This is a genomic window from Paenibacillus sp. J31R30 (assembly GCF_059692115.1).
The window spans coordinates 123,169-148,698 of the sequence record NZ_JCAUAV010000009.1 but is presented as its reverse complement, the minus strand read 5'-3'; the positions used below and the strand labels follow the sequence as shown (position 1 = coordinate 148,698).

Sequence of the window (25,530 nt, the reverse complement as noted above, 5' to 3'; positions counted from 1 at the left end):
TAGTTTATCCTTAAATGCCTCTCATTTAAGAGAGAAAGCTTTGATTTTTTTTATAGAATCGACTATGATTTGTATTCGAAAGCATGTACGTGTAGGAGGAAAATGAATAATGCGTTTACGGGGTAGAAAAGGTATCAGAGAAGATATAGAACGTCAAAAAGAACTCGTTGTGTTAAATGCTAAGGATTATAAAGGCAAATGGGCCGAGTTGTTCGGAAACAATAACCCGATTCATGCCGAGTTGGGGATGGGCAAAGGGCGCTTTATTAGTGAAATGAGCAAAAAATACCCGAACATCAACTTCATTGGTGTAGATATGTATGATGAACTGATTAGGAAAGCAAGTGAGAAAGCCAAAGTCGCTCATAAAATTATAGTGGAAAATGAAGAAGATGCGGTACTTAGCATTGCAAATCTAAGATTGATGTTATTTAATATCGAGCATATTGAGGAAGCTTTCGCAGAAGGTGAGCTGGAGCGCGTTTATTTGAACTTTAGTGATCCATGGCCGAAGAAAAAGCATGCGCGCAGACGCTTAACGCATCCAGGATTTGTTGCTAAATATCAACAAATTTTGAATGCCAAAGGCGAAATACATTTGAAAACTGATTCTCAGTCTCTATTCGAATTCTCTTTGAATTCCTTTGCTGATATGGGGCTCAGAATGCGAAATATTTCGTTGAACCTTCACGTGGATGGCATACATCCGGATCACGTGATGACTGAATACGAAACGAAGTTCGCGGGCCAAGGCATGAATATTCATCGCTGTGAAGTTGTGATTGGACAAGAAGCCTTGTCTACACATCAAGAGCAATTGAAGCAAGCCGCTGCATCTGCCTTAGCAGCAGAAACGAAGGAATCGGCTGAATAAGATACAAATTAAATAGACGTTCCGGTGTTGCGAATAAGCATCACTGGAGCGTCTGTTTTTCTTATCCAAGCAATTGCATGATCACTTCGGAACCGTCGCCTGCAGGGAGATGAGTCTTCCTATGTTGATTGGAAACGCGCTTAGCCTGCACATCCGCATAGCGACTAGCCAGCATGGACAACCAATGAGAGATCGTATCCGCGGATTGGATCGGTTCGCCGAAGCCGTGTCTTGTGAAATAATGAACGTTTTCTTCCTCTTGGCCAGGAAGGGGGTCATAAAATAACATAGGAATCCCTTTCGCAAGTCCTTCTGAGCATGTCATACCGCCTGGCTTCGTAACAAGTAAGTCTGAGGCTTCCATCAGCTTGCCAATCTCTTGTGTAAATCCGAGCAGGTGGATATGAGGATGCTGATACCGCGGGTCAGCCGCTAATTTAGCAATGGCTTTTTCATTATGTCCTAAGCAGAAAATGAATTGAATTCGGTCTCTCCACGTCAGCAGATGCTCGCTTAAAGAATCGCCGCCGATCAAGCCCCAGCCGCCGCCCATAACCAAAACAGTTGGCAGGGAAGACAGATTAAACTGGTTTCGAATTAGTGTTCGGTCATGTACCTCTCGAAAGCTGGGGTGAACGGGTATCCCTGTGATTTCGACATGTGCGGCCGCGATGCCATGCACGATGAGTTTGTGTTTAACATCCTCGGAGGACACCATGTATTTATTAACCTCTCGACTGACCCATGTCCCATGAACATCATAGTCGGTTATTACGGTACACAGAGGGATGTGTAAGCCTGCTCGCTTTAATCGAGAAACAACAACGCTGGGAAAAGGGTGCGTACACACAATGGCTTGAGGCGCCCAATGGCTGATCATAGCTGCCGTTTGCGCATAGAAAATGCGATGAAGGGCGAGTTGAGTCAAAGGATTGAGCGATTTTTGATACTGCGCACGATACAATCGACCATACAATTTGGGCTGCGTTGAAATGGTTTTCTTATAGGCGCTAAGTATCCATGGTGCCAATGTGGGATGCAGAAAGGAGCCGAGCTCTACCACACGCGTTTCTATATTCGAACAGCGCTGTTCGAGGCTGCCAGCCAGAGCGAATGCAGCTTGCGTATGGCCGGCTCCGAAGCCTTCTGAAAGAATGAGCACTCTTCTTTTTTGCGATAGTTGTTGTTCCATGATTTACCCCCAGAAGGCTACTGTCACTAATGATGCTGTCGTTCCAAGCAAACAACCTACAATACAATCGGAAGGATAGTGAAGTCCCAAGTAAATCCGCGATAGGCCAACGATACTAGCAAGCGGGATCAGTATAAGTCCGAGCATGGGTAAAGCATATACGATAGGAATCATAACTGAGAAAATAGCCGTGGTGTGTCCAGATGGAAAGGAATGATCTGTCAGAGGGTTTTTATGTGTAATGGTTTGAGGATGGACGAGATAAGGGCGCAGTCTAGGATATCTTTTTTTCATAATCGCAACAGGGATATGGCTGATTGTCAAAGCGATCAGCGCTTGAATACCGGCTATACGCAGTGAGCCTTGCCCAAAGCATGTCAGGCATAAAGAGAGCATGATAGAAGCAGTGGCACCGCCTAGATGTGTTAAATTAGTAAAGAAATGATCGAGGAAATGATGTTGAATCCGTTGGTTGACGAAGTGGAATACTCGTGTTTCATGATGCTGAAGCCAATGTACAACTTTGCTGCTCATGAATAACCTCCTCCTTCTTATCTGGAATTTCACTCTATCTTTATTGTACGAAGGGTTTATTCGAGGAAGATTAAATGAATGATAAATATTCATAAATTCAAATTAATGTTGCACTAATCTGGCGTTAACATTTCTATGATAGGATGACACATATCTTCGAGTCGGCTCAGCGCAATTTCGCAGTTTTCTAGTTAGTCTTCCCCGAAATTGGAAGGACTATCCTGTGCAAGTCGTGGATGATATGTCCTTATTGTGAACGACGGACTCTTTCGGGTTGTGTTATGCGAATGCTGTTAAGGTGACCGTCTACATCCATTAACAGGGTAATTAAGCAAAAGTTGTCAGCAATTAGCTGAGTGACTTATAATAGGTGACGTTGCCACTTAGAAAAGACAGTGTTCGTCTAAATGGTGAACTTTTGGTACACAATAAATGAAAAACGATGAAAACAAGACATTTTCGACCCGATTTCAAGCGCATGCTCTATTCGGCGTGTGCGAACCACCCAAATTTCAAAGAACTGCCGCTTTTTCGGCGTTTGCAGACTTTGACAAACGGGGGGAAAGAGAGGAAAATCAAAAACGATTGTTTCACCGTTTGCCTGTTGACACGAATTACCTGTACATAAAAGCACGAGGCATATAAAAAGATAGCTGACGTGCACAAAAAAAGGGGGACTTTGCTTCATGCTAGACAAGATTATGCTTGCCGTTCAAATGTTCTTGGCTTTGGTCGGTGCGTATCAGTTGTTTTTAACTTTTTTTGGTTGGTATCGTCCCAAAAACAAAAAAATGTTTGCTCCACAGAAATCGTTTGCTGTTTTGGTTGCCGCTCATAATGAGGAACAAGTCGTAGGTGCCTTGATTGAAAACCTGAAGACATTGGATTATCCGAAAGAGCTCTATGACATCTTCGTGATTTGTGACAACTGTACGGATAACACTGCTGACATTGCACGCCACCATGGTGTATACGCGATGGAGCGCCGCAACCCGAACCTGAGAGGGAAAGGGTATGCGATTGAATGGATGTTGAAAGAGTTATGGAAACGTGAGCGTCAGTACGATGGCGTCGTGATGTTCGATGCGGATAACCTGGTAAGTCCTGACTATTTGATCCACATGAACAATGATCTATGTTCAGGCTCACGCGTCATTCAAGCTTACCTGGATACCAAAAATCCAAATGACTCATGGATTACGGGTTCTTTTGCTATCTCGTACTTCTACGCGAACCGTTTTGTTCAAACGCCTAGATCGAACTTGGGTCTTGCCAATTATCTTGGCGGAACGGGCATGTGTTTCGACTCCAATCTCTTAAAGGAAATTGGCTGGCGCGCAACGAGCTTGGTCGAGGATCTTGAATTCTCTATGAGATGTATTCAAATGGGTATCAAACCAACGTTCAATTATGATACGCGTGTTTATGATGAGAAGCCGCTATCGTTTAATGCGTCTGCTAAGCAGCGTCTGCGTTGGATGCAAGGCCACTTTGAAGTAGCCAAACGCTTCTTCTTCCCATTGCTGTGGCAAGGGATCAAAACGGGAAGCTGGATGAAAATTGACGCGGCGATCTATTCCGCGAATGTATACAATTTCTTCTTTGGTGCGATCCTAACAGTTATGCTGTGGATTCAATCCATGACATCTCACGGGACAGCTGATTCAGCGTTAGTTCATGTCAATCCCGCTGTTATCAATTCACTCAGCTTAGCGATCTATGTATTGCTTCCGATGTCGATGTTGATTGAAAAGGCTCATAAGAAGACGTACAAGTATTTGCTGCTTTACCCGGTGTTCATGCTTTCTTGGTGGCCAATTACGTTCTATGCATTCTTCACGCAAAACAACAAACAATGGAGTCACACCGAGCATACACGTGTAATTAGGTTGGATGAAATGAAAAGTAAACAAGTGAGTTGACTTTTCTAGAATGAAATGATATTATATTTCGAGTAAAGCAGAAGCGCCCGCTTCTCACCTGACTAACGTAACGTTGGCTGGTTTGAATGAATCATCATGTACATTCAATAGGTTTGTCTTAAACCTGTTATTGATGAAGATGTGGGCCCACTGCGCCCGCATCTTTTTTATATTTGGAAGAGAGTTACATACTTTATGGAGGTGGAACACAATTAGCAAAGACCATATGATTAACGACGAGATTCGTGTGAAGGAAGTACGCCTTATTGGGGCGGACGGAGAACAACTTGGTATTACACCAATTCGCGAAGCTCTTCAAATTGCACTTGACGCGAACCTTGATTTAGTAAACGTTGCACCGACGGCGAAGCCGCCTGTCTGCCGCATTATGGATTACGGCAAGTTCCGTTATGAAACGCAAAAGAAAGAAAAAGAAGCTCGTAAGAACCAGAAGATTGTGGATATCAAAGAGATTCGCCTGAGTGCGACGATCGATGAACATGACTTCCAAACGAAGCTTCGCAACGCAGTTAAGTTTCTTGGCGAAGGCGATAAAGTCAAGGCTAGCGTTCGTTTCCGTGGTCGTGAAATTGCGCACTCGGAGATTGGTCGCAAAGTGCTTGAGCGCCTTGCTACAGAAACTGCTGAAATCTCCTCGCAGGAGCGTGCTCCAAAGCTTGAGGGAAGAAGCATGATCATGATCTTAACGCCAAAAGCGACAACTTAGGCGAGTATACTAAATTAGGAGGAACAACAACATGCCGAAAATGAAAACACACAGCAGCCTGAAAGGCCGTTTCAAAATCACTGGCACAGGCAAAGTGATGAGATACAAACAAGGTAAGAACCACTTGCTTTCTGGTAAATCATCCAAGCAAAAACGCGTATTGTCCACGAACCCAACAATGGCTCCTGGCGATGTACGTCGTTTGCAACAACAACTGTCCCTTATCAAAGGTTAATTGTAACGTAGCATAAAATTCGAACATCATTTATATATCCCAGGAGGTAATTCACAATGGCAAGAGTCAAGGGCGGATTTATTCGCGCTCACCGTCGTAAGAAAATTTTGAAATTAGCAAAAGGTTATTTCGGTTCCAAACACCGTTTATTTAAAACAGCTAAAGAGCAAGTAATGAAGTCATTGGTATATGCATACCGTGACCGTCGTCAAACAAAACGTAACTTCCGTAGACTTTGGATTACTCGTATCAATGCAGGCGCTCGTCAAAACGGCTTGAGCTACAGCAAATTGATGCACGGCCTTAAATTGGCTGGTATCGAAGTTAACCGTAAAATCTTGGCTGACCTAGCTGTGAATGATTCCAAAGCGTTCAACGATTTGGCAACAGCTGCAAAAGCGAAAGTAAACGCGTAAGCTTAGCTTCGCGTCAGAGAGCTTGTCCCCATCAGGGGACAGGCTCTTTTTTGTATATCCGCCCCTTTTCAAACATCTGAAGAGGCTTGTGGGACTGGTATTTTACGAAAGAGGATGATGATAAACATGAGAGTCGGAATGATAACCTGAAAGAGAGGGTACAGCTTGACACTCACTCTAAGCCCCAGCCAAACATGTACCGTATAGTTGGGTTCAAGGAATGAGGTGAAGAAGATCAGGCTGCCCACAATGACAAGCCAAGTGCTCTTCCGCAGGGATGGGAAAATGTGTGAAAGCGCGTATACAGCCCCCCAGAAGAACATAGTCATTTTGACGAATAGGCCAAGGAAGAGTAATAAGGTGACGAGAACATCCAAACGTTCAAAGATTTCACCAACCTCGATTAGCTGCACAGTTTGCAGGAAGGGTAATGTGCTGTTTGCGGCAATTGTTGTTCCAAGTACTGTAATATTGATGACATTCATGAAAACCAAGAAAAGAGATACTGTGGCATAAGCAACGAGACTGAGCCTCTTTACTTTATTTCGTTCAGGCAGCATGTGCCATACCATGAAGAAGATGATTGTCTGCCCGAAGGGGAACGAAACCATATCAGGGAATGCGGCATGTAGGATCGGTTTGAAGCCATTTTCCAAGATGGGAAGCACGTTGTCGAAATGAATTAAATTGGCAATGTTGATTAGAAAAATAAGCAGGCCATAACTTATGGCTACGAGGGGGAGCAGCGCTTCTGTTACCCGAAATAGCGTATCCACCCCCATCATGATGGCATACGAAGCTAAAAGTAAGATGATGAACATGGTAATGTATTTGGGTGTTGTATTCAGTAAAGTGAGATTCGAGATTTCTCCGAAATCACGCACGTTTCTCATGGATTCGTAAGCAAAATAGATCGCAAATAGGACACCAAGGCAGCTTCCGGTGACTTTGCCGAAACAGATCCGAAGGAGTCCAATTAAGTCCTGATCAGGTGCTCGTCGTTGAATGGTGACAAACATAAGTAATAAGAGAAATCCAGCGACTGCTGCAGCTAACATGGCAAGCCAAGAGTCCTGCTTGGCACTGCTGCCTAGTGCAAAAAGCGGCGTACTCCCGATTTCAAATAGGATAATCATGACGATCAGTTGATAGTTCGTAATTCGATCTTCCAAGTCCTTCTGCCTCCTCCCAATGTGAACTGAACGGATCACTCACCTGTCTCTTTGGTCATTTCCCTAAAAGCTTTGCCGCTCATGCCGATTCTTGTGATCTTCACCTTCACGTTCGTCTCTAATTCAAGCTTGGCGAAATGCTCTTCCCAATCGGATTTGACTTGCTTCCAATACTTAGGGTTGTGTTTATGTATCGTATCTGCGAAATGGAAGACATCTAGCTTATTCTGAACAGCGACCTGAAAGGCATCCGACATGAGTCGTGTGATTTCGGCGCCTGCGATTCGTTCCATGGTCTGCAAATCCTTGGGCTGCGTGGGGTCATTCGGACAGGCATTCTCATTCAGGGTACCGGCTGTTTCCACATCAACATGCATAATCAAATGGCCATCGTCGGAGAACATAGGCCTCAATTTGCTTTTGTTATGATCGACACGCAGAGCTGCTTTAATATCTTTACTTCCTTCTGTACAGCCAAAGAACAAAGTTGTCCGCTGAATGGTATCCCGAATCCAGCTGAGGCCATATTCCTGCTCTTCTGTAAACCAGCCAGCTAGTTTATCTTTTTTGAATACAGCCACTCTGCCAAGCTTAAGCTTATTGGGAAAGGATGTTTTCTTGAGCGTGGCAATGGAATTATTCTCGCCTTCACCAGAGATAACAATCTCGGGGACCAGTGTGAAGGGGGCGTCGCTGGCGACCCCCATCATCATTTGATACATGGAAACTTGTTGGAAATTGGATCCATTCCTATCTTCGTTTTGAATCATATTTTTGATCGCGGCGCCTGGTACTTTTTCCAAGGGGACGATTTGCTCCAAAATCTTTCTTCCTTCACCTCTTGTGACCAGGATTCCGACCGTCTCACGTGAATCTGAATTGCGCAGATACACGTCCAAGAGTTGGGAAATCCCTTCTTTAGCGGCTTTTTCACCGATCACAATCACGCGATTGTGAGCAAAGAAGAGAGATCTTGGCATTTCTAAGCTTGATTCCTGAACAGCTCCCCGAATGGAACCACCGCTTGTTGAGAAAACCATAACAGGTGCCTGCTGTCCAGGGCTGCCCCCCGTGTTGGGATTAGCGATGGATTGCGGGATGACAACCTGATACGAAACGGTCCACACCTTCCCGTCCCAATCAACGGCGGTTGCTGAGGTAATGGCAAGCTGGTTTAATTCTTTGCGATCCCAACACCCTGTTAACAGGAAACAGCACAAGCTAAGGGTCAATAGACATAGCCAGCCTCGCCTAACGTTCATTTTCATATCAATTACCTCCTGCAAGATGCCTCAAGAACGTTCTTTATTAGGCGGAGACGGCTTGTCATAAGGAGCTTTTCTTTTTGGATTTCCTCGGCTAAAAGGCCGCAAGCTTGTCAACCATTGGGGCACACGGATGAGCGTATCTTTCAGACCGCTAACCACTAACGGTGCGACTGGTGTTAAATAAGGCATACCGAAGGAACGAAGTGAGGCCAAATGAATCAAGATGGCCATACAACCTGTCAAAATACCGAACAAACCGAAGGAACCGGCAAGGAGCATTAAGCCAAAACGGATTAATCGAGCGGCAACGGCCATATTTAGGGCGGGTGTTACAAAATTTGAAATGGCTGTGAAAGAAACGATAATGACCATTGCAGCAGAAACTAAGCCAGCTTGAACAGAGGCTTGCCCTAACACGAGTGCACCCACGATGGAGATCGCTGAACCGATAACACGAGGCATGCGGACACCGGCTTCGCGAAGCACCTCGAAAGTGATTTCCATGAGGAAGGCTTCAATAATCGCAGGAAAAGGTACGCCTTCACGCTGTGCGGCTAACGAGATAAGCAAGGTTGTCGGCAGCATTTCCTGGTGAAACGTAGTGATCGCAATATAGAGGGAAGGAAGCAGCATGGAGACGAAGAAGGACATATACCGAATGCCTCGGATGAATGTTGCGATATCAAAGCGCTGATAGTAATCTTCACTCGAGTGCAAAAATCCAAAAAAAGTAACAGGCGCCTGCAAGACAAAGGGGGTGCCGTCTACAATTATCGCAATCTGGCCCTCCAGAATGCCTGCAGCTACCGCATCAGGACGCTCTGAATTCATGATTGTAGGAAAGGGAGAATAGGTCACGTCCTCTAAGTATTCCTCTAGGTTTCCGCTTTCCAAAATACTATCGGTATCGATTCGTTCCAATCGTTTCGTTGCTTCCTTGATCACTCTTTCCTCAGCGACGCCCTCCAGATAAGTGATCACGACTTCTGTTTGTGTATATCGGCCAATCTTTAAGGAGATAAACCGAAGCTGGGGCGATCTTATTTTCCTCCGGATCAAAGAAATATTGGTTCGCAAATCCTCCGTGAAGCTTTCCTTGGGACCACGGACAACGGTTTGTGTCTGAGGTTCATCAATTGCCCTTTTGTCCCAACCCGCAGTGCCAGCGATGATCACTTCATCATAGCCGTCAGCAATGAGTATGGTGTTACCTCCGAGCAGGGCGGCGAGGACATCCGTTCCTTCCTTGCTGAAGCTAAGTTCGCTGATCGTTAACGCCTGGCACAGCAGATCATGGAAGCAAATATCCTGCTGCCAGTAGTCCTCGTTCTCATAGGCACTAAGGAGCGGCTTTGAAATATGCTCGTTGATGAGATCATATTGGACGAGCCCCACGATGTAAAATATAGCGACACTATTCGTTTCAGGATAGACGCCAATTTCCAGCTGGCGGTAGCAGACATCGGAGCTTAGTCCCAATTTATGTTGAAGCCACTTGACGTTGTCTTGTAAGTTCGTAGACATCGGGAAAGGGTCTTGCAGAGACAGTTTCATGCGAGGCCTCCTCAGAACTTTCCATAGAATTGGTATTATCTTCTCTCATGGCCTTTACTTTTATTCGATTTCCCTATTGACTATTGGCCTTCCGATGCATATAATAATCTTTAATCATATTTGATATGGTGAAGCATACGAATGAATCGCTATGAAGAGGAAGAAGTAATAAGGGCACTTATGCGCAGAGAGCGTTGGACTTGCTGAAACCATCGCCTTAATCCCTTACGTACGAAGTCACCTCGGAGCTGTTTTCCTGAAACATGCAGATTACTGGCAGGTATTAGGGAGAATCGGAAGAGCACACGTTATCGTGCTGAGGGTAATGTTTGTAAGTAGAGCATTCCTGCTAAGGTTATGTGCTGTGAGGCATATAGCAAATTTGGGTGGTACCACGGAAGCTTAAACCCCTTTCGTCCCGTTGAGCGCGTTTTGTGCGCGCACGGGATGAATAGGGGTTTTTCTTATTTTCATGGCATGGAAGACGATGACACGCGAATTGACTTTTCGAGAGGAGGATCACAATGAATGTTCAAACTGAACCAAAACGCTCTAAAGAAGAACTAATTGAAAAGCTGACGCAGCCTGACCTGATTACAGGTTCCGAAATTTTGCTAAGAAGCTTATTGCTGGAGGGTGTGGACTGCGTCTTTGGATATCCAGGCGGCGCTGTATTGTACATCTATGATGCGATGCATGGTTTTGACGATTTCAATCACTTGTTGACTAGACATGAACAAGGCGCGATTCATGCGGCAGATGGCTATGCTCGTTCAACAGGTAAAGTTGGTGTATGTATCGCAACGTCCGGACCGGGGGCTACGAACCTCGTCACAGGTATTGCTACAGCATATATGGATTCTGTCCCTATGGTTGTTATTACAGGTAACGTGGCAACGAGCTTTATCGGCACGGATGCTTTCCAAGAGGCTGATATTACTGGCATTACAATGCCGATTACGAAGCACAGCTATTTGGTTAGAGACGTAAAAGACTTGCCGCGAATCATTCATGAAGCCTTCCATATTGCGAACACAGGTCGTAAGGGGCCGGTTCTCATTGACATTCCAAAGGATGTCTCCGCTCATAAAACGATATTTAAGCCTGTAACGGATGTAAGCATTCGTGGTTACAACCCTACAGTTCAACCGAATAAGCTGCAAATTGATAAACTGATCAAAGCCATCGAAGAGGCTGAGCGTCCGGTAATCATTGCAGGAGGCGGCGTTGTTTATGCGGATGCTTCCAATGAATTGATCGAATTTGTAAATAAAACACAGATCCCAGTAGCTACGACATTGCTTGGCTTAAGCGGCTTCCCAAGTGCACACGAGTTATGGCTCGGTATGCCGGGGATGCACGGAACGTTTACAGCTAACACTGCGATCCAAAATGCAGATCTACTCATCTCCATCGGTTCCAGATTTGATGATCGGGTGACGATGAATTTGAATGGTTTTGCTCCAAAGGTAAAACTGATCGCTCACATCGACGTTGATCCAGCGGAAATCGGCAAGAACGTAAAAACCGATATCCCATGCGTTGGCGACGTGAAAGCCGTTCTGGAGTATGCCAATACGAAAGCGAAACCTGCGAATAACGCAGCATGGATCGCTGAATTGCAAGAAAGCAAAGAGAAGTTTCCGTTGAAATACGGTGAAACCGAAACTGAGCTTAAACCCCAATACGTCATTGAAATGATCAGCGAAACTACCAAAGGTGAAGCGATTATTACAACTGACGTTGGTCAGCATCAAATGTGGGCCGCGCAGTTCTATAAATTCAAAAACCCGCGCTCCCTTGTAACGTCCGGTGGACTTGGTACAATGGGCTTCGGATTCCCATCAGCGATCGGCGCTCAAATGGGGAACCCGGATAAACTGGTTGTTTCCATTAATGGAGACGGCGGCGTTCAGATGTGTGCGCAAGAGCTTGCGATCTGTGCGATCAACAACATTCCGGTTAAAGTTGTTATTATCAACAACCAAGTGCTTGGGATGGTTCGCCAATGGCAAGAAATTATTTATGAGAACCGCTATAGTCACATTGACTTGGCAGGAAGCCCTGATTTCGTGAAGCTTGCAGAAGCTTACGGCGTAAAAGGTTTGCGCGCAACGACGAAGGAAGAAGCGAGAAAAGCATGGCAGGAAGCCCTCGATACACCGGGGCCTGTCGTTATTGATTTCGTCGTACCGAAGGGCGAGAACGTATTCCCAATGGTTAAAGCGGGCGATACAATTAGTGACATGTTAATGGGGGATTCGGAATGACAACTAAACATACAGTTTCCGTACTCGTAAACAATCAGCCTGGTGTCCTGCAACGTGTTTCTGGTTTGTTCGGACGCCGCGGCTTTAACATTGAAAGCATCACCGTAGGAGAGTCCGAGGAAAACGGACTTTCCCGGATGGTCATCGTAACCACGGGTGATGATAACACATTGGAGCAAATCTCCAAGCAATTGTACAAGTTGATCGACGTTATCAAGGTTGTAGATTTGAGCTCCAACCCAATGGTAGCTAGAGAACTCGCACTTATTAAAGTAAATGCTGAACCGCTCATGCGCCCAGAAATTCTAGGCATTGTTGAAACGTTTCGCGCGGCAGTTGTCGATATCGGTCCTGCTTCATTGATCGTGCAAGTTGTTGGAGATTCAGATAAAATAGATGCTATGGTCGAATTGCTTCGTCCATATGGCATTCGTGAGCTTTCCCGTACGGGCGTTACTGCGATGATTCGCGGTTCCGTTAAATAAATAGAAACACCCATTTTTAGGTGAGCAGTAAGCTCTCTTTGAGTGGGGGTTTCAGCGGAGTACCACGGTAAATCGTTGAAACACCCACTCAAGGGGTAGACAAAACGGATTCATTATATCAAAGGAGGATTTATTCGAATGGCAGTTACTACTTACTATGAAAAAGATGCAGACTTAGCGGTACTTAAAGGTAAAACGATTGCGGTTGTTGGTTATGGTTCCCAAGGGCACGCACAAGCACAAAACTTGCGTGATAGCGGGTTGAACGTTATTATCGGACTTCGTGAAGGCCGTTCATGGAACGCAGCTAAAAACGATGGTTTCGAAGTTGTATCTGTAGAAGAGGCAGCACGTCGCGCTGATGTTATCCAAATTTTGATGCCGGATGAAACGCAAGCTCGCGTTTACAAAGAGTCCATTCAACCGAACATGAAACAAGGCGCAGCAATCATGTTCTCCCACGGATTTAACATCCATTTCGGACAAATCGTTGCTCCTGAAGGTACAGATGTATTCTTGGTAGCTCCTAAATCCCCTGGTCACATGGTACGTCGTACGTACGTTGAAGGCTTTGGTGTACCTGGCTTGATCGCAATTGAGAAAGATGCGACTGGTAATGCAAAAGCAATCGGTCTTGCTTATGCAAAAGGTATCGGCTGTACACGTGCAGGCGTTATCGAAACTTCTTTCCGTGAAGAAACAGAAACTGATTTGTTCGGTGAGCAAGCAGTTCTTTGTGGCGGTGCTTCTGAACTGGTTAAAGCTGGTTTCGAAACATTGGTTGAAGCGGGTTATGCACCTGAGATGGCTTACTTCGAGTGCTTGCACGAATTGAAATTGATCGTTGATATGATGTATGAAGGCGGACTTGCTTCCATGCGCAGCTCCATCTCCAACACAGCTGAGTACGGTGACTATGTAACAGGTCCACGTATCATCACTGCTGAAACGAAAAAAGCAATGAAAGAAGTTCTTTCCGATATCCAACAAGGTAAATTCGCTCGCGACTTCATCTTGGAAAACCAATCCAACTTCGCATTCATGAACGCAACTCGTCGTAACGAAGCTCAACACCCAATCGAGGTTGTTGGTTCCCAATTGCGCGAAATGATGCACTGGATCAAAAAGTAATCATTCGTCATTATTGAATTTTATAGCTGTACATTCCACAGGGAGTGATTGAGGAGAATTTCCCAATTACTCCCTGTGAATACTATAACGACTTGGAAATAACATCTTAGCAAATGGTTTCGAAGCAAGTTTTCTATCGAAAACTCTTAGGAGGTGACATGGTGCGTAAAATTTATATTTTTGATACAACCCTTCGTGATGGTGAGCAATCACCAGGTGTGAACCTGAATACGCAGGAGAAGGTCGAGATCGCACTGCAGCTAGAGAAGCTTGGCGTGGATCGTATGGAGGCTGGCTTTCCTGCTGCATCTCCAGGGGATTTGGCGGGTGTGAATGCTGTCGCTAGAGCGGTTAAGAACGCTTCTGTTATCGGCTTGTCCCGTTCGCGTGAGAATGATATCGAGGCCGTGCGTGAAGCCCTGCAGGGTGCACAGGATCCATGCATCCATCTCTTCCTTGCCACGTCGCCGATTCACCGCCAGCATAAGCTGCGGATGGAGAAGCACCAGGTGCTGGAAACAGCGGAAGCGGCGATCAAATATGCGAAGAAGTATTTCAGTAAAATCGAGTTCTCACTCGAGGATGCTGGACGTACGGAGCTGGACTTCATCGCGGAAGTGACGAATATGGCGATTCGCGCCGGTGCTTCTGTCGTGAATATTCCGGATACCGTTGGCTATATGACACCTTATGACTACGGTAATATTTTCAAAATGCTGAAGGAGACTGTGCCCGGCATTGAGAAGATTCAATTGAGCGCGCACTGCCATGACGACTTAGGCATGGCGACTGCGAACGCGCTCGCAGCAGTTCTGAATGGTGCCGATCAAATCGAAGGCACCATTAACGGAATTGGCGAGCGAGCAGGGAACACCTCGATCGAGGAAGTCGTCATGGCGCTGGAAACACGCCAAGACTTCTACCAAGCGAAAACTTCGCTTGTGCTGAACGAGATCTACCGCACCAGCCGTCTTGTCAGCAAGCTGACAGGCATGGTGGTTCCAGGCAACAAGGCGATCGTTGGCGCTAACGCCTTCGCGCATGAGTCCGGCATCCATCAGGATGGGATGCTCAAAGAGAAAACAACGTACGAGATTATGTCTCCGGAAACGATTGGCGTGAAGGAAAGTAAGCTCGTTATGGGCAAACACTCCGGACGTCATGCATTCCGTGAGAAGCTCATTGATCTTGGTTACGAGCTCGGCGACGAGCAAGTCAACGTGGCTTTTGCCAAATTCAAGGATTTGGCAGATCGCAAGAAGCAGGTAGAAGACGAGGATATTCGTGCTTTGATCGAAGAGAAATTGATCGAAACACCGGAAATTTTCGCACTTGGCACGCTTCAAGTTGCCTACGGCAACCAAATGACACCAACCGCTACGGTTCATGTTCGCTTCCAAGATGGCAGCGAAGTGGCTGAAAGCGCGGTAGGTAACGGTTCGGTTGACGCGATTTACAACGCGATTGATAAAGCAACGAAGGAAAACGTGGAGCTTGACGACTATTCCATCAAATCCGTTTCGCACGGGAAAGATGCGCTTGGTGAAGTTCACGTCGTACTGAAGCAGGACTCCATGTCCGTGCAAGGACGCGGCATTTCGACGGATATTCTGGAAGCAAGCGCGAAGGCTTATCTGGACGCAGTGAACAGACTGATCGATAAGCGCAAAAACCCAACAAGCAACAGAAGCAACGTAACGTTAATATAAGCTCTTAGCTTTCATGGAAACCCGGATTAGCACCTCACCTCCAAGAATCGAGGAGGGGTGCTTTCTACAAATGCGAAAGGATGCGTCCCTGTATGAAATATCGATTTTCTAAATCGTTGGAAGGCTTCTCATCATCAGCAGTAAGAGAAATTCTTAAGCTGACACAAGGGAGCTCGATTATTTCCTTTGCTGGCGGATTGCCTGCTGAAGAGTTTTTCCCGTTAGACGCTGTCAGTGAAGCGTTCACAAGAGTTGTTGGCGGAGGTAAGTCTGCGCTGCAATATGGTTTGACAGAAGGGTACAAGCCTTTGCGCGAATCCTTATGTAAGCGGATGGCAGCTAAGAACATGCTGGTTACACCAGACGAAATGCTGCTGACGACAGGGTCGCAGCAAGCGATCGATCTTTTGACACGTGTATATATTGATGAAGGTGATGTCATTCTCGTCGAAAGTCCAACGTATTTGGCAGCGATCCAAGTGTTCCAAGCCAAAGGCGCGAAAATCTACTCCGTTGATAGCGATAGCGACGGGATGATTCTCGAGGATTTGTCAGCTAAAATTGCGAAGCATAATCCGAAAATGGTTTATGTTATCCCAACTTTTTCCAATCCTGCAGGTCGTGCATGGAGCTTGGAGCGCCGTCAAGGTTTGCTAGATATTTGCCGCGGCGCTGACGTGCTGATTCTGGAAGATGACCCGTATGGGGAAATCCAGTTTGATGAGAGTGAAAGCTACCCAACTGTTTACTCGCTTGGTGGCAAAGCTGAGGGTGGTAACGTCGTTTACACGAGCACCTTCTCCAAAACCGTGGCTCCTGCTTTCCGTACAGGCTGGGTGATGGGCGACGAGTCAATTATTCGTCAGGTTGCACGCTTCAAGCAGTCTGCGGATCTACACTCCAGCACGATCGATCAGCAAACGCTGTATCACTTGCTTGAGCACTTTGATCTGGACGCTCATATCTCCTTAATCCGTGAACAGTATCTGGATCGGATGAAATTCATGTCAGGATTGCTCTCTGAGCTGAACTGGCCTGGTCTGAAATGGGAAGAGCCAAAAGGCGGCATGTTCATTTGGGTTGAGCTTCCTGAGCAAATTAACGCAGCGGATTTGTTGAAAATCGCGGTCAAAGAAGGCGTTGCCTTTGTTCCCGGTGCTACTTTCTACGCCGAGAATCCACAGTACAACACGATGCGCCTGAACTACACGCACACCGATCGTGAAACAACGATTCTGGGTATGAAGAAGCTCGCGAAAGCGATGGAGTCGTATTTGCAAAACGCATAAGCTAGAGACGCAGCACCCAAGGCCGATGGCTTTGGGTGTTTTTGCGCATGTTTGCGCTGGTGGTGGCGAGCGGGGACGGGAGTGTTAGCGCCCTTTTTGGGCGCTATTGCAGTGATCCGTCGCCCGTGGGCGCCGATAAGGCCCGAAAAGGACCTTAAAGGGCTGCGCGTCGGCAGCACCGGGCGGAAAAGGGAGCAATAGCGCCTTTTTGGGCGCTATTGAAGTGATCTTGGCGCCGGTGGGCGCCGAAAAGGGCCTTAAAAGGCTGCCCCCTCGCCACTCACCGAACCATCTGGACCGCAACTGTCGGGTGTAACTGATAGTATCTTATTCGTTGTTGCCCTTCAACCGCGGGGTCGAGAAGTTGTTTCTCTTTCATCTTTTGAAGGATCTTCCTTGATTTCTTAGATCCGAATTTAAAATGTTCAGCCACATCACGAGGAGAAATAGCTTGTCCATGTGATAGAGCTAGCCGACAAATCTCTTTTTCAATGAAAGTTAGCTCCCCGTATTGTGCTTGCTCCCCAAGCTGTTCGCTGAAATACTTCCCAATAAATTGCAATATAATCTGCTCGCACATGCGAGGACGATCTTTTACATCATCAAAAGAAAAATGTAATATTTTCCATCCATCAATCATCAAATGATTTTGACGTATGAGTCCATCGGAGAATTGTGTGCGACTGATCTGACTCGCACGTGTAGCGTAACCATCAATTTCGATAGCAAGTTTTAGCCCTTGTCGAATGTAGGCAAAATCGATATATCGAGTGCCATCACGGAAATCCTTTACCTCAAACTCTGGATGCAAATATAGAAATGCACCTAATGCCCTCCACCACACTTGGTTCAGAAATAGTCGCTCGGCATGACCATGCCCTTCTTTCAATCTTCGTAATCGTTCGCCCGTACGTCTGGAATTATGCGCTTGTATGAATGCCTCATAAGCTTTATCAAATAATGACATAACCAATTCCGCCCCTTTTTCAGAAAATAAAGAAGCCGCTCCCTAGCATCAGCAAAGGCTGAACTAGAAAAGCGGCGTGTGCTTCACTGCCATTTTTTGTAATTTTAACATGAGCGTATGGATATAATCAAGCAATGGGATCATTTTGAAGTGACTGAATTGGGATTAGTTCATAGAAGTTGACTTGGAATTATTTTGAAATTAAGATGGAACAAGGAAGTAAGAAAGGGGACTATCTGACGGATGAATAAGCCGAAACAACCCTTAAAACCGATCCACCGAAGTCGGGCAAGGATTTATCTAGGGATCAGAGCATACCGCTTGAAACGATATTGGACCTGGTTATTCGATGGCAAAAAGTATGCCTCCCATAAACAGAGTACGATACTTCCTAACCTTGCATTTACGCATCGTACCCCACTGTTAAGACAGTTGAAAGATGTGGATATGTGGCTTCAGCATAATAAGGTCATAAATTTGAAGCTCGCTGCGGAGCAATTGAATGGCGTGATTATTCAGCCTGGTGAGACTTTTTCCTATTGGCGCTTAATTGGCAGTACAACCCGTAGAAAGGGATATGTCGATGGGATGGTTCTCTTTCATGGGAAGGTGAAGACGGGAGTTGGGGGGGGTTTATGCCAACTTTCGAATTTAATTTACTGGATGACCTTGCATACACCGCTTACCATAACGGAAAGGTATCGTCATAGTTATGATGTTTTTCCAGATGCGGGAAGAGTTCAGCCTTTTGGGAGTGGGGCAACGTGTTATTATAATTACTTGGATTTGCAAATTCGGAACGAAACGATGGAGGCGTATCAGCTCATCATTCATGTCACGGATACCGATTTGATAGGGGAATGGCGTTCACTTAGCCCTGGCTTTCATAGCTATGAGATTTATGAAAAAAGTCATCGGATTACACGGGAATTTTGGGGCGGATATGTCAGGCATAATGAAATCCATCGAAGAATAATGAATAGAGAAGGGCAGCTCGTAAGGGATGAATGGGTGACGGACAACCATGCGATTATGATGTACGAACCTTTGCTGACAGCTGGAGAGAGCAATAAAAATTGATGAAATTTTAATTTAAATTATGGTAAAATAATCCATTTATGGTGGTGGCCATCATAGAAAATTCTTCCTCTAGATTGTATCTTATAAACTATGTTGTTTATATATTACGATGTGAGGGGTGAATTGGCGTGAAGTTCCTTGTTCTCATTCATGTTTTGTCTGCCATTATCGGGGTTGGTCCAACGTTTTTTGCTCATGTGCTGCTCAGAAAAAATCAAACGCTTGAGGAATTGCGGATGTCCTTACGTGTAGGAAGCCGGTTGGAAATTTTCCCGAAAATCGGCGGCACCCTTGCCGTGCTAACGGGTCTATTGTTGATTTGGTTAGGCGATTACGGCTCCATCATGCAAATTTGGCTGATAGGCTCACTTGTGGCTTATGTGATCATTCAAATTATTGCCATCGGCTTCGCAACTCCTAATCAGAAGAAGCTCGGAGGCTGGGTATTGGATCCTTCCAATCAGAAGGCGACTACACTGCCAGGAGAGCAGCTGCTGCAATGGGTGAAGGCGCGTAATTATTTCTATGCGGCATCTACTGTGGGTCTTGTTTTATTCATTCTCATGATTGTAAAACCAAGCTAAGCTCATGCCCTTCTTACCACAAGGTAAGAAGGGCATTTTGTTTGAGGTGACGAATAATTTTTCCTGAATGTGGGAAAATATTGTGTACATGTCATATCGGATTGGTGGTGCAGGAAAGGTGTTGATTCGGAGATGGTTAAAAGGAATAAAATCAGATCCAATCATGAAATCATCCGTTCCTCTAAATCAATCGATTTCAGGAGTCCTTGACGATGATATTACTACGATTCGAGATTTCTTTACTTTTGCACCAGATCTTTGTATACGTCAGTTTCAATTAAAAACCGGAGATCATGCCATTCTGGTTTATTTGGAAGGGCTCATTGATAAATCTGCAATTAATAATAACATCTTATATCCGCTTATGTATGAGGTTGGGTCGATAAACGATATTTGGAGCTCTTCCATATCGATTGCAAAAACAGATATTGCCACCTTATGGTCAGATATTGAAAACGCGATTTTTCTGGGTAAAAGTATCCTTTTAATTAATGGACAAAAACGTTCAGTTATTTTACACACACAAGGCTGGCCTCAAAGAGCGATTAAAGAGCCGCAAATCGAGTCCACTTTAAAGGGGTCACATCAAGGCTTTGTCGAGACATTGGGGCAAAATATTGCCTTAATCAGACGTTATCTTCCAAATCGCGAACTGAAAATAAAAGAATACAACGTCGGATCTCGGGGAAATACGAGAGTGTCTATGATGTATCTGGAAGATGTTGCTCAACCTAATTTCGTAACTGAAATGGAGGGCCGACTACTTCAAATTAATGTGGATGCCATATTAAATACGGGTGAGTTAGCGGAGTTTATTGAAGATCATCCGATTAGCCTGTTCCCACAGTTAATTATGACGGAGCGTCCGGATTCTGCAGCAGCCCACATTTTGCAAGGAAGAATAGTAGTCGTTGTCGACCACTCCCCCAGTGTAATCGTGGCACCTGTAACCTTCGCATCATTCTTTCAAAGTGTTGATGATTACAGTAATCGCTGGCTCATAGCCAGTTTCCTACGTTTATTGCGCTTTCTAGCTTTAATTACAACAATCTCTTTATCAGCTGTATATATAGCCATTGTTTCTTTTCATTATGAAGTTCTTCCTTTGGCTTTGTTGGTATCGATTGGAGAATCCAGAGCAAAAGTACCTTTTCCTCCGATTGTCGAGGCGTTTCTAATGGAAACCGCATTAGAGATGCTTAGAGAAGCGGGGTTGCGTCTACCGGGCCCTATTGGCCACACGATAGGTGTCGTTGGGGGGATTGTCATCGGTCAGGCGGCTGTGCAAGCGGGAATTGTGAGTAATATTATGGTTATTATCGTTGCCATAACGGCCATTTCCTCTTTTATTATTCCTGATTATGACATGTCCTCCTCGTTGCGGTTGCTGCGCTTTCCAATGATGCTTTTGGCTGCTGTATTCGGAATGGTGGGCATTGTGATTGGGCTGATGATTATAGGTGCTCACCTTATTTCTATGGAATCGTTTGGAATATCGTACGGAAGTCCAATTGCGCCTATCCGATTGTCTGATTGGAAAGACGTATGGATTCGACTCCCGATGTGGAAGATGAAAAAGCGTCCGGTCTCGGCCCATCCAACGCAACTTATAAGACAGGGGGCGAACAGAGAAGGTGAAGATCAATCATGAAAAAGTATTCGTTTAATCAGCTTTCTTTGATCCAATACATCTTAATTATTTTTGAAACACAAGTCGGAATCGGTGTCTTATCCATTCCCCGCGATTTAGCTATAGCTGTTGGTACGGATGGATGGATATCCATAATTTTAGGTTCGATTTTATCGATGCTAGTAAGTTTAGTTATTATTCGAATTATGAATAAAAACCCCGAATCTACGTTATTCGAGCTTTTATCTCACTACTTTGGGAAGTGGGTGGGTAAAAGTATAGCTGTCCTCTGGATTTTGTATACGGTCTATGCAGCAAGTGTGGTATTGTTCTCAACAGTTTATATCGTAAAATTATGGATTGTTCCTGATTTACAGGAATTTATCTTGATGATCCTGTTTATCATTCCTATCTATATCATTACCAAGCAAGGAATAAGGGTGATCGGACTCTTTGCTGAGCTCGTCTTTATTATCTCGTTATGGATGCCTTTCTTGTTGTTATATGCCTTAAAAGATACCCATTGGTTATTTCTTCTGCCCATCGGTAAAGAAGGCATGATTCCCATTTTGTCTAGCGTAAGACCAACCATCCTGTCTTTCCTTGGATTTGAACTTGCTTTCATATTATTCCCGTTTCTAAAGGACAAGAAATCCGCGTCCAAAGGTATTATCATTGCAAACTCGCTATCTATGTTTATTTTTGTAATAGTGACTGTAATTAGTTTTGTTAGATTCTCACCAGATGAGATCAAAGATTACGCCTATCCCACACTCAACTTACTGAAGCTCATCCAATTACCGTTTCTAGAGAGGCTGGAAATCATTTTTCTTTCCGTGTATTTATTTACGCTGTTCATGACGATCATTCCCTACTTGTATACAGCTGTACTAGGCGTAAGTGAATTATTCGGCAAACAGGATCACCGGAATATGTTACGAATCGTCATCTGCCTCTGGTTATGCTCATCCTTCTTTTTTCTCCCTTCTGCTTCCCAAATAAATCAAATGGGTAAATTGTGGATGATGGCAGGTACTTATTTCGCGTATTTGCTTCCTATTTTCCTTTGGATCTACGGATGGTTTTTCCATCGCACTAGAAAGGTATAAAAGCAATGAAAAACTTGAGGAGCATATTTTTGACTTGGGCAGCTGTATTATGTTTAACGGGGTGCGGTAAGGAAGTATATATAGAGAATCAACGGTTTATGATTGCGGAAGGCATAGATCTTGATGAAAATAAGAAATTTGTCATTTACACAGCAAGTCCTGTCTTCAGTAGAGAAGCTACAAATAAATATAAAATCACAACTGCAACTGCGGATACGTTACGGGAAGGTAAGAAAAAACTCGAGTCGAAAATACACGGTAGTTTCGGGCCAGGAAAATTGCAAAGTATTCTTATTGGAAAAAAGTTGTTGCAGCAAATCGATGTCTTAACCTATCTTGATGTCTTCTTTCGCGATCCTAAAAATGAAATTAATGCAAATATGATTGTAGTTGATGGGTCTGTGAAAGATGTTATGTATGCAAATATGAGTGATAAAGGTCAATTAGGCAGCGTACTCAAATTAATGGTAGAAAGCGCGTATAAAGCCAGAATTTCAGTTCTAACTACACTGCAGAGATTCCATCAGCAAATGATGGATAATGCAATAACACCAAGCATAACTGAAATGAGAGTAGAGAATGGGGAACTTGTAGTTACTGGAACCACTCTTTTACATAAAGATGGTACCTATGCGACTTCTTTGAATAATCAAGAAAGTTCACTGCTGCTATTGATGCAGAACAATACGAAGAATCCCATACCGTTAACATTTCACCTTCCTTCTGAGATGTTTCATACGGATGAAGAAATGTCTTATGTTAGTTTCAATATTAACAAGGCAAAGGCTAACGTTAAGACCAAATTTGAAGAAGGTCATCTTACAGTTGATATCTTGATGAAGGTTCAGATCGATTTAATGGAACGCATGTTTAGTTTAGACATGGAGAAAGAGAGCGAACGGTTAGAACGAGCGATTGAAGTAGAACTAAAAAAAGAATGCCTGGATCTACTCAAAAAAGCAGGAAAGCATCAGGTCTATCCATTTGGTTTAGGGATTTATATAAGAGCGCACGATTATAAAAATTGGAAAAAGGTAGAGGATAACTGGGGAAAAGCAATATCTGATGCGATAATAAATATTTCAACTCAAGTTAAGATCAAAAGTATCGGTGTTTCCGAATAAAGCTAAGCGGGCAAAAAAAGGGGGGAGATTAGTGAATAAATATTCGTTCAATCAAATCTCCTTGATCCAATATATCCTTATCATATTTGAAGCCCAAGTTGGGATAGGTATCCTATCCCTGCCTCGCGATTTAGCTAAAACGGCTGGAACTGACGGATGGATATCGATTGTACTGGGGTGGATGCTGTCTACGCTATTAAGCTTAGTCATCATTCGTATTATGGAGAGAAATCCCGATCATACTTTATTCGAACTTTTATCTAAATACTTTGGTAAGTGGGTGGGAAAAGGTTTAGCAGTAGTATGGATTCTGCTAGCGGTATATGCAGCAAGTATTGTTATGTTTTCAACGATTTATATCATCAAAATGTGGATAATACAGGAAGTACGGAACTATATCTTAATGATCCTGTTTATCATTCCAATCTATATGATTACCAAGCAAGGGGTAAGGATGATTGGGCTCTTCGCTGAGCTTGTACTAATTGTTACCTTGTGGATACCTTTTTTATTGTTATTTGCACTAAGGGATATCGAATGGATGTATCTTTTTCCGCTAGGAAAAGAAGGCGTTCTTCCCATTCTGTCTGGCGTGAAATCAACCATATTTTCATTTATTGGTTTTGAACTGACTTTCATTCTTTATCCATTTCTTAAGGACAAGAAATCAGCATCCAAGGGAATTGTGATTGCAAATTCATTAACGATGATGGTCTATGTTGCAGTTACAATAGAATGTTTTATTAGATTCTCTCCAACTGAAGTCACGGATTACGTATATCCCGTACTTAATTTATTTAAAGTTATCCAATTACCTTTTATTGAACGGATGGAGATCATGTGCTTAAGCTTTTATTTGTTTATTATATTTATGACGATGATTCCTTATCTCTACGCGGCTGCACTAGGAATAAGTCAATTATTAGGCAAGCAGGATCATCGAAATGCTTTACGAATCATTTTATTCGTATGGGTGTTATCTCCATTCTTTTTTATTCCTACTTCTTCCCAAATCACTCTGATGGCCTACTCGTGGGGACTAGCAGGCATATGCAGCGCTTTCGTATTACCAATTGTTCTTTGGATATATGGATGCATTTTTCATATGGTAAGAAAGGAAACGCAATAATGAAAAATCTCAAACCTATTTCTTTTACATTGGTCGTTTTAATGATTTTATCAGGGTGTGGTAAAGCCGTATATATAGAGAATCAACAGTTTGTTCTTACAGAAGCTATTGATTTTGATGAAAATAATAAGTTAATCGTTTACACCTCAACGCCTGCTTTCAATCAAGAAGCTAAAGATAGATATAAGATCACATTCTCCAGGTCTACTACGATGCGCAAATCAAAAGGGCAAATTGATAGTAAGACGAGCGGCAGGCTTGCTTATGGAAAATCACAAAATGTTCTTATTGGAAAAAAACTGCTGCAGCAAAGAAACGCACTTCCCTATTTAGATGTGCTCTTCCGGGATTCTCGAAATGAGATCAACGCGAATGTGATTCTGATTGATGGAACCATTAAAGATGTGATGTATACGAACATGAGTGATAAAGGCCGAATCGCCAACGTGATCAAAGATCTTGTAGAGAGTTCTTATAAGAGCAGGGTTAGCGTACAAACTTCACTGCAGAAATTTCATCTACAAGTAAAGGATAAAGGAATGACGCCTGTATTAACTGAAATGAAACCAGAGAAAAATGAACTCGTTATTTCAGGTACTGCTCTATTACATAAAGACGGGACCTACGCGGCTTCTTTGAATTATCAAGAAAGTTCTCTGCTCATCTTATTGCAAGGCGATACGAAAAATAGCATACCGTTAACGTTGCACTTTCCTTCCGACATGTTTCATACGAGTAAAGAAAAGTCCTATGTGAGCTTCAATATCAAAAAAGGAAAGCCTAAGATCAAGGTGAAATTCGAAGAAGATGACCATTTGACGATCGATATCGCGATGAAGGTTCAGATCGATTTGACAGAGCGGTTGTTTCCTTTAGACGTAGATGAGAAGAAAAAACAACTGGAGCAAGCCATTGAAATCGAGTTACAGAAAGAATGTGAGGCTTTAATCAAGAAAGCTCAAAAATACCAAATAGATCCCTTTCAGTTTGGCGTTCATGTACGTGCATTTCACTATAAAGACTGGAAGAAGCTAGAGGATAATTGGGGGAAAGCGTTATCTGAAGCAACAGTCAATATTTCACCTAAAGTGATCATCAAAAGTATTGGAGTTCTAGAATAGTCACTGAG

At 44.0% G+C, this 25,530-nt stretch carries 23 protein-coding genes and 1 other annotated feature; of the genes, 17 read left to right on the top strand and 6 right to left on the bottom strand.

Annotated features, from left to right (window positions below; genetic code table 11):
* The first annotated feature begins 109 nt into the window (after positions 1-109).
* A complete protein-coding gene (trmB, locus tag AC58QO_RS24900) occupies positions 110-874 on the top strand; it encodes a tRNA (guanosine(46)-N7)-methyltransferase TrmB (RefSeq protein WP_497270260.1) in 765 nt (254 codons plus the stop codon).
* A 61-nt stretch (positions 875-935) separates the two neighbouring features.
* Here the strand turns inward: trmB and AC58QO_RS24895 are convergent, their stop codons facing one another.
* Both AC58QO_RS24895 and AC58QO_RS24890 read right to left on the bottom strand, forming a co-directional pair.
* Complete coding sequence (locus AC58QO_RS24895) at positions 936-2,066, bottom strand: MGDG synthase family glycosyltransferase (RefSeq protein ID WP_497270258.1); 1,131 nt, start codon at positions 2,064-2,066, stop codon at positions 936-938.
* Positions 2,067-2,069: 3 nt separating this feature from the next.
* Positions 2,070-2,600: a phosphatase PAP2 family protein gene (locus AC58QO_RS24890; protein WP_497270256.1), complete on the bottom strand. Its 531-nt coding sequence runs from the start codon at positions 2,598-2,600 to the stop codon at positions 2,070-2,072.
* A 686-nt stretch (positions 2,601-3,286) separates the two neighbouring features.
* On the opposite strand from AC58QO_RS24890, the gene AC58QO_RS24885 reads away from it, so the two are divergent.
* The 4 genes from AC58QO_RS24885 (at position 3,287) to rplT (ending at position 5,900) form a co-directional block, all read left to right on the top strand.
* Entirely contained in the window at positions 3,287-4,522 is a 1,236-nt protein-coding gene (locus AC58QO_RS24885) for a glycosyltransferase family 2 protein (protein WP_497270255.1), read from the top strand.
* Between the two features lie 29 nt (positions 4,523-4,551).
* Positions 4,552-4,696 (top strand) — a sequence feature (ribosomal protein L20 leader region).
* Between the two features lie 52 nt (positions 4,697-4,748).
* Positions 4,749-5,249 (top strand): translation initiation factor IF-3, encoded by a 501-nt coding sequence (infC, locus tag AC58QO_RS24880; RefSeq protein WP_056609101.1) that lies wholly within the window; start codon positions 4,749-4,751, stop codon positions 5,247-5,249.
* 31 nt (positions 5,250-5,280) lie between these two features.
* A complete protein-coding gene (gene rpmI, locus AC58QO_RS24875) occupies positions 5,281-5,484 on the top strand; it encodes a 50S ribosomal protein L35 (protein ID WP_028553997.1) in 204 nt (67 codons plus the stop codon).
* A 56-nt stretch (positions 5,485-5,540) separates the two neighbouring features.
* Positions 5,541-5,900, top strand: coding sequence for a 50S ribosomal protein L20 (gene rplT, locus AC58QO_RS24870; protein ID WP_028553998.1), 360 nt, complete (start codon positions 5,541-5,543; stop codon positions 5,898-5,900).
* Between the two features lie 68 nt (positions 5,901-5,968).
* Here the strand turns inward: rplT and AC58QO_RS24865 are convergent, their stop codons facing one another.
* From AC58QO_RS24865 to AC58QO_RS24855, 3 genes are read right to left on the bottom strand one after another with little or no spacing between them, the layout of a single operon-like run.
* The gene (locus AC58QO_RS24865) at positions 5,969-7,072 is read right to left on the bottom strand and encodes a GerAB/ArcD/ProY family transporter (RefSeq protein WP_497270253.1); all 1,104 of its coding nucleotides are present in this window, start codon (positions 7,070-7,072) and stop codon (positions 5,969-5,971) included.
* 35 nt (positions 7,073-7,107) lie between these two features.
* Positions 7,108-8,340 (bottom strand): Ger(x)C family spore germination protein, encoded by a 1,233-nt coding sequence (locus tag AC58QO_RS24860; protein ID WP_497270251.1) that lies wholly within the window; start codon positions 8,338-8,340, stop codon positions 7,108-7,110.
* Positions 8,341-8,364: 24 nt separating this feature from the next.
* Positions 8,365-9,894, bottom strand: a complete 1,530-nt coding sequence (locus AC58QO_RS24855; protein ID WP_497270249.1) for a spore germination protein — start codon at positions 9,892-9,894, stop codon at positions 8,365-8,367.
* 524 nt (positions 9,895-10,418) lie between these two features.
* On the opposite strand from AC58QO_RS24855, the gene ilvB reads away from it, so the two are divergent.
* The 5 genes from ilvB to AC58QO_RS24830 all read left to right on the top strand — a co-directional run bounded on the left by ilvB (position 10,419) and on the right by AC58QO_RS24830 (position 16,778).
* Positions 10,419-12,164 (top strand): biosynthetic-type acetolactate synthase large subunit, encoded by a 1,746-nt coding sequence (gene ilvB, locus AC58QO_RS24850; RefSeq protein WP_497270247.1) that lies wholly within the window; start codon positions 10,419-10,421, stop codon positions 12,162-12,164.
* The gene (gene ilvN / locus AC58QO_RS24845; protein ID WP_171631212.1) at positions 12,161-12,649 is read left to right on the top strand and encodes an acetolactate synthase small subunit; all 489 of its coding nucleotides are present in this window, start codon (positions 12,161-12,163) and stop codon (positions 12,647-12,649) included. The genes ilvB and ilvN overlap by 4 nt, the downstream gene beginning before the upstream one ends.
* 138 nt (positions 12,650-12,787) lie before the next feature.
* Complete coding sequence (ilvC, locus tag AC58QO_RS24840) at positions 12,788-13,780, top strand: ketol-acid reductoisomerase (protein ID WP_497270245.1); 993 nt, start codon at positions 12,788-12,790, stop codon at positions 13,778-13,780.
* A 161-nt stretch (positions 13,781-13,941) separates the two neighbouring features.
* Entirely contained in the window at positions 13,942-15,489 is a 1,548-nt protein-coding gene (locus AC58QO_RS24835) for a 2-isopropylmalate synthase (RefSeq protein WP_497270411.1), read from the top strand.
* Positions 15,490-15,581: 92 nt separating this feature from the next.
* A complete protein-coding gene (locus AC58QO_RS24830; RefSeq protein WP_497270243.1) occupies positions 15,582-16,778 on the top strand; it encodes an aminotransferase-like domain-containing protein in 1,197 nt (398 codons plus the stop codon).
* Between the two features lie 280 nt (positions 16,779-17,058).
* Here AC58QO_RS24830 and AC58QO_RS24825 read toward each other — a convergent pair whose 3' ends face one another.
* Positions 17,059-17,745, bottom strand: a complete 687-nt coding sequence (locus tag AC58QO_RS24825) for a putative endonuclease domain-containing protein (protein ID WP_497270241.1) — start codon at positions 17,743-17,745, stop codon at positions 17,059-17,061.
* 243 nt (positions 17,746-17,988) lie between these two features.
* On the opposite strand from AC58QO_RS24825, the gene AC58QO_RS24820 reads away from it, so the two are divergent.
* The 7 genes from AC58QO_RS24820 to AC58QO_RS24790 all read left to right on the top strand — a co-directional run bounded on the left by AC58QO_RS24820 (position 17,989) and on the right by AC58QO_RS24790 (position 25,522).
* A complete protein-coding gene (locus AC58QO_RS24820; RefSeq protein WP_497270239.1) occupies positions 17,989-18,825 on the top strand; it encodes a VanW family protein in 837 nt (278 codons plus the stop codon).
* A 128-nt stretch (positions 18,826-18,953) separates the two neighbouring features.
* Positions 18,954-19,409, top strand: a complete 456-nt coding sequence (locus AC58QO_RS24815; RefSeq protein ID WP_497270237.1) for a DUF2269 family protein — start codon at positions 18,954-18,956, stop codon at positions 19,407-19,409.
* A gap of 163 nt (positions 19,410-19,572) precedes the next feature.
* Positions 19,573-21,060, top strand: coding sequence for a spore germination protein (locus AC58QO_RS24810; protein WP_497270409.1), 1,488 nt, complete (start codon positions 19,573-19,575; stop codon positions 21,058-21,060).
* Complete coding sequence (locus tag AC58QO_RS24805; protein WP_497270236.1) at positions 21,057-22,148, top strand: GerAB/ArcD/ProY family transporter; 1,092 nt, start codon at positions 21,057-21,059, stop codon at positions 22,146-22,148. The genes AC58QO_RS24810 and AC58QO_RS24805 overlap by 4 nt, the downstream gene beginning before the upstream one ends.
* 29 nt (positions 22,149-22,177) lie before the next feature.
* Positions 22,178-23,272 carry a Ger(x)C family spore germination protein gene (locus tag AC58QO_RS24800; protein ID WP_497270234.1) on the top strand — a complete coding sequence of 365 codons (1,095 nt, stop codon included), beginning with the start codon at positions 22,178-22,180 and terminating at the stop codon, positions 23,270-23,272.
* 31 nt (positions 23,273-23,303) lie between these two features.
* Positions 23,304-24,401: a GerAB/ArcD/ProY family transporter gene (locus AC58QO_RS24795; protein WP_497270232.1), complete on the top strand. Its 1,098-nt coding sequence runs from the start codon at positions 23,304-23,306 to the stop codon at positions 24,399-24,401.
* Positions 24,401-25,522, top strand: coding sequence for a Ger(x)C family spore germination protein (locus tag AC58QO_RS24790; protein ID WP_497270230.1), 1,122 nt, complete (start codon positions 24,401-24,403; stop codon positions 25,520-25,522). The genes AC58QO_RS24795 and AC58QO_RS24790 overlap by 1 nt, the downstream gene beginning before the upstream one ends.
* Positions 25,523-25,530 lie beyond the last annotated feature (8 nt).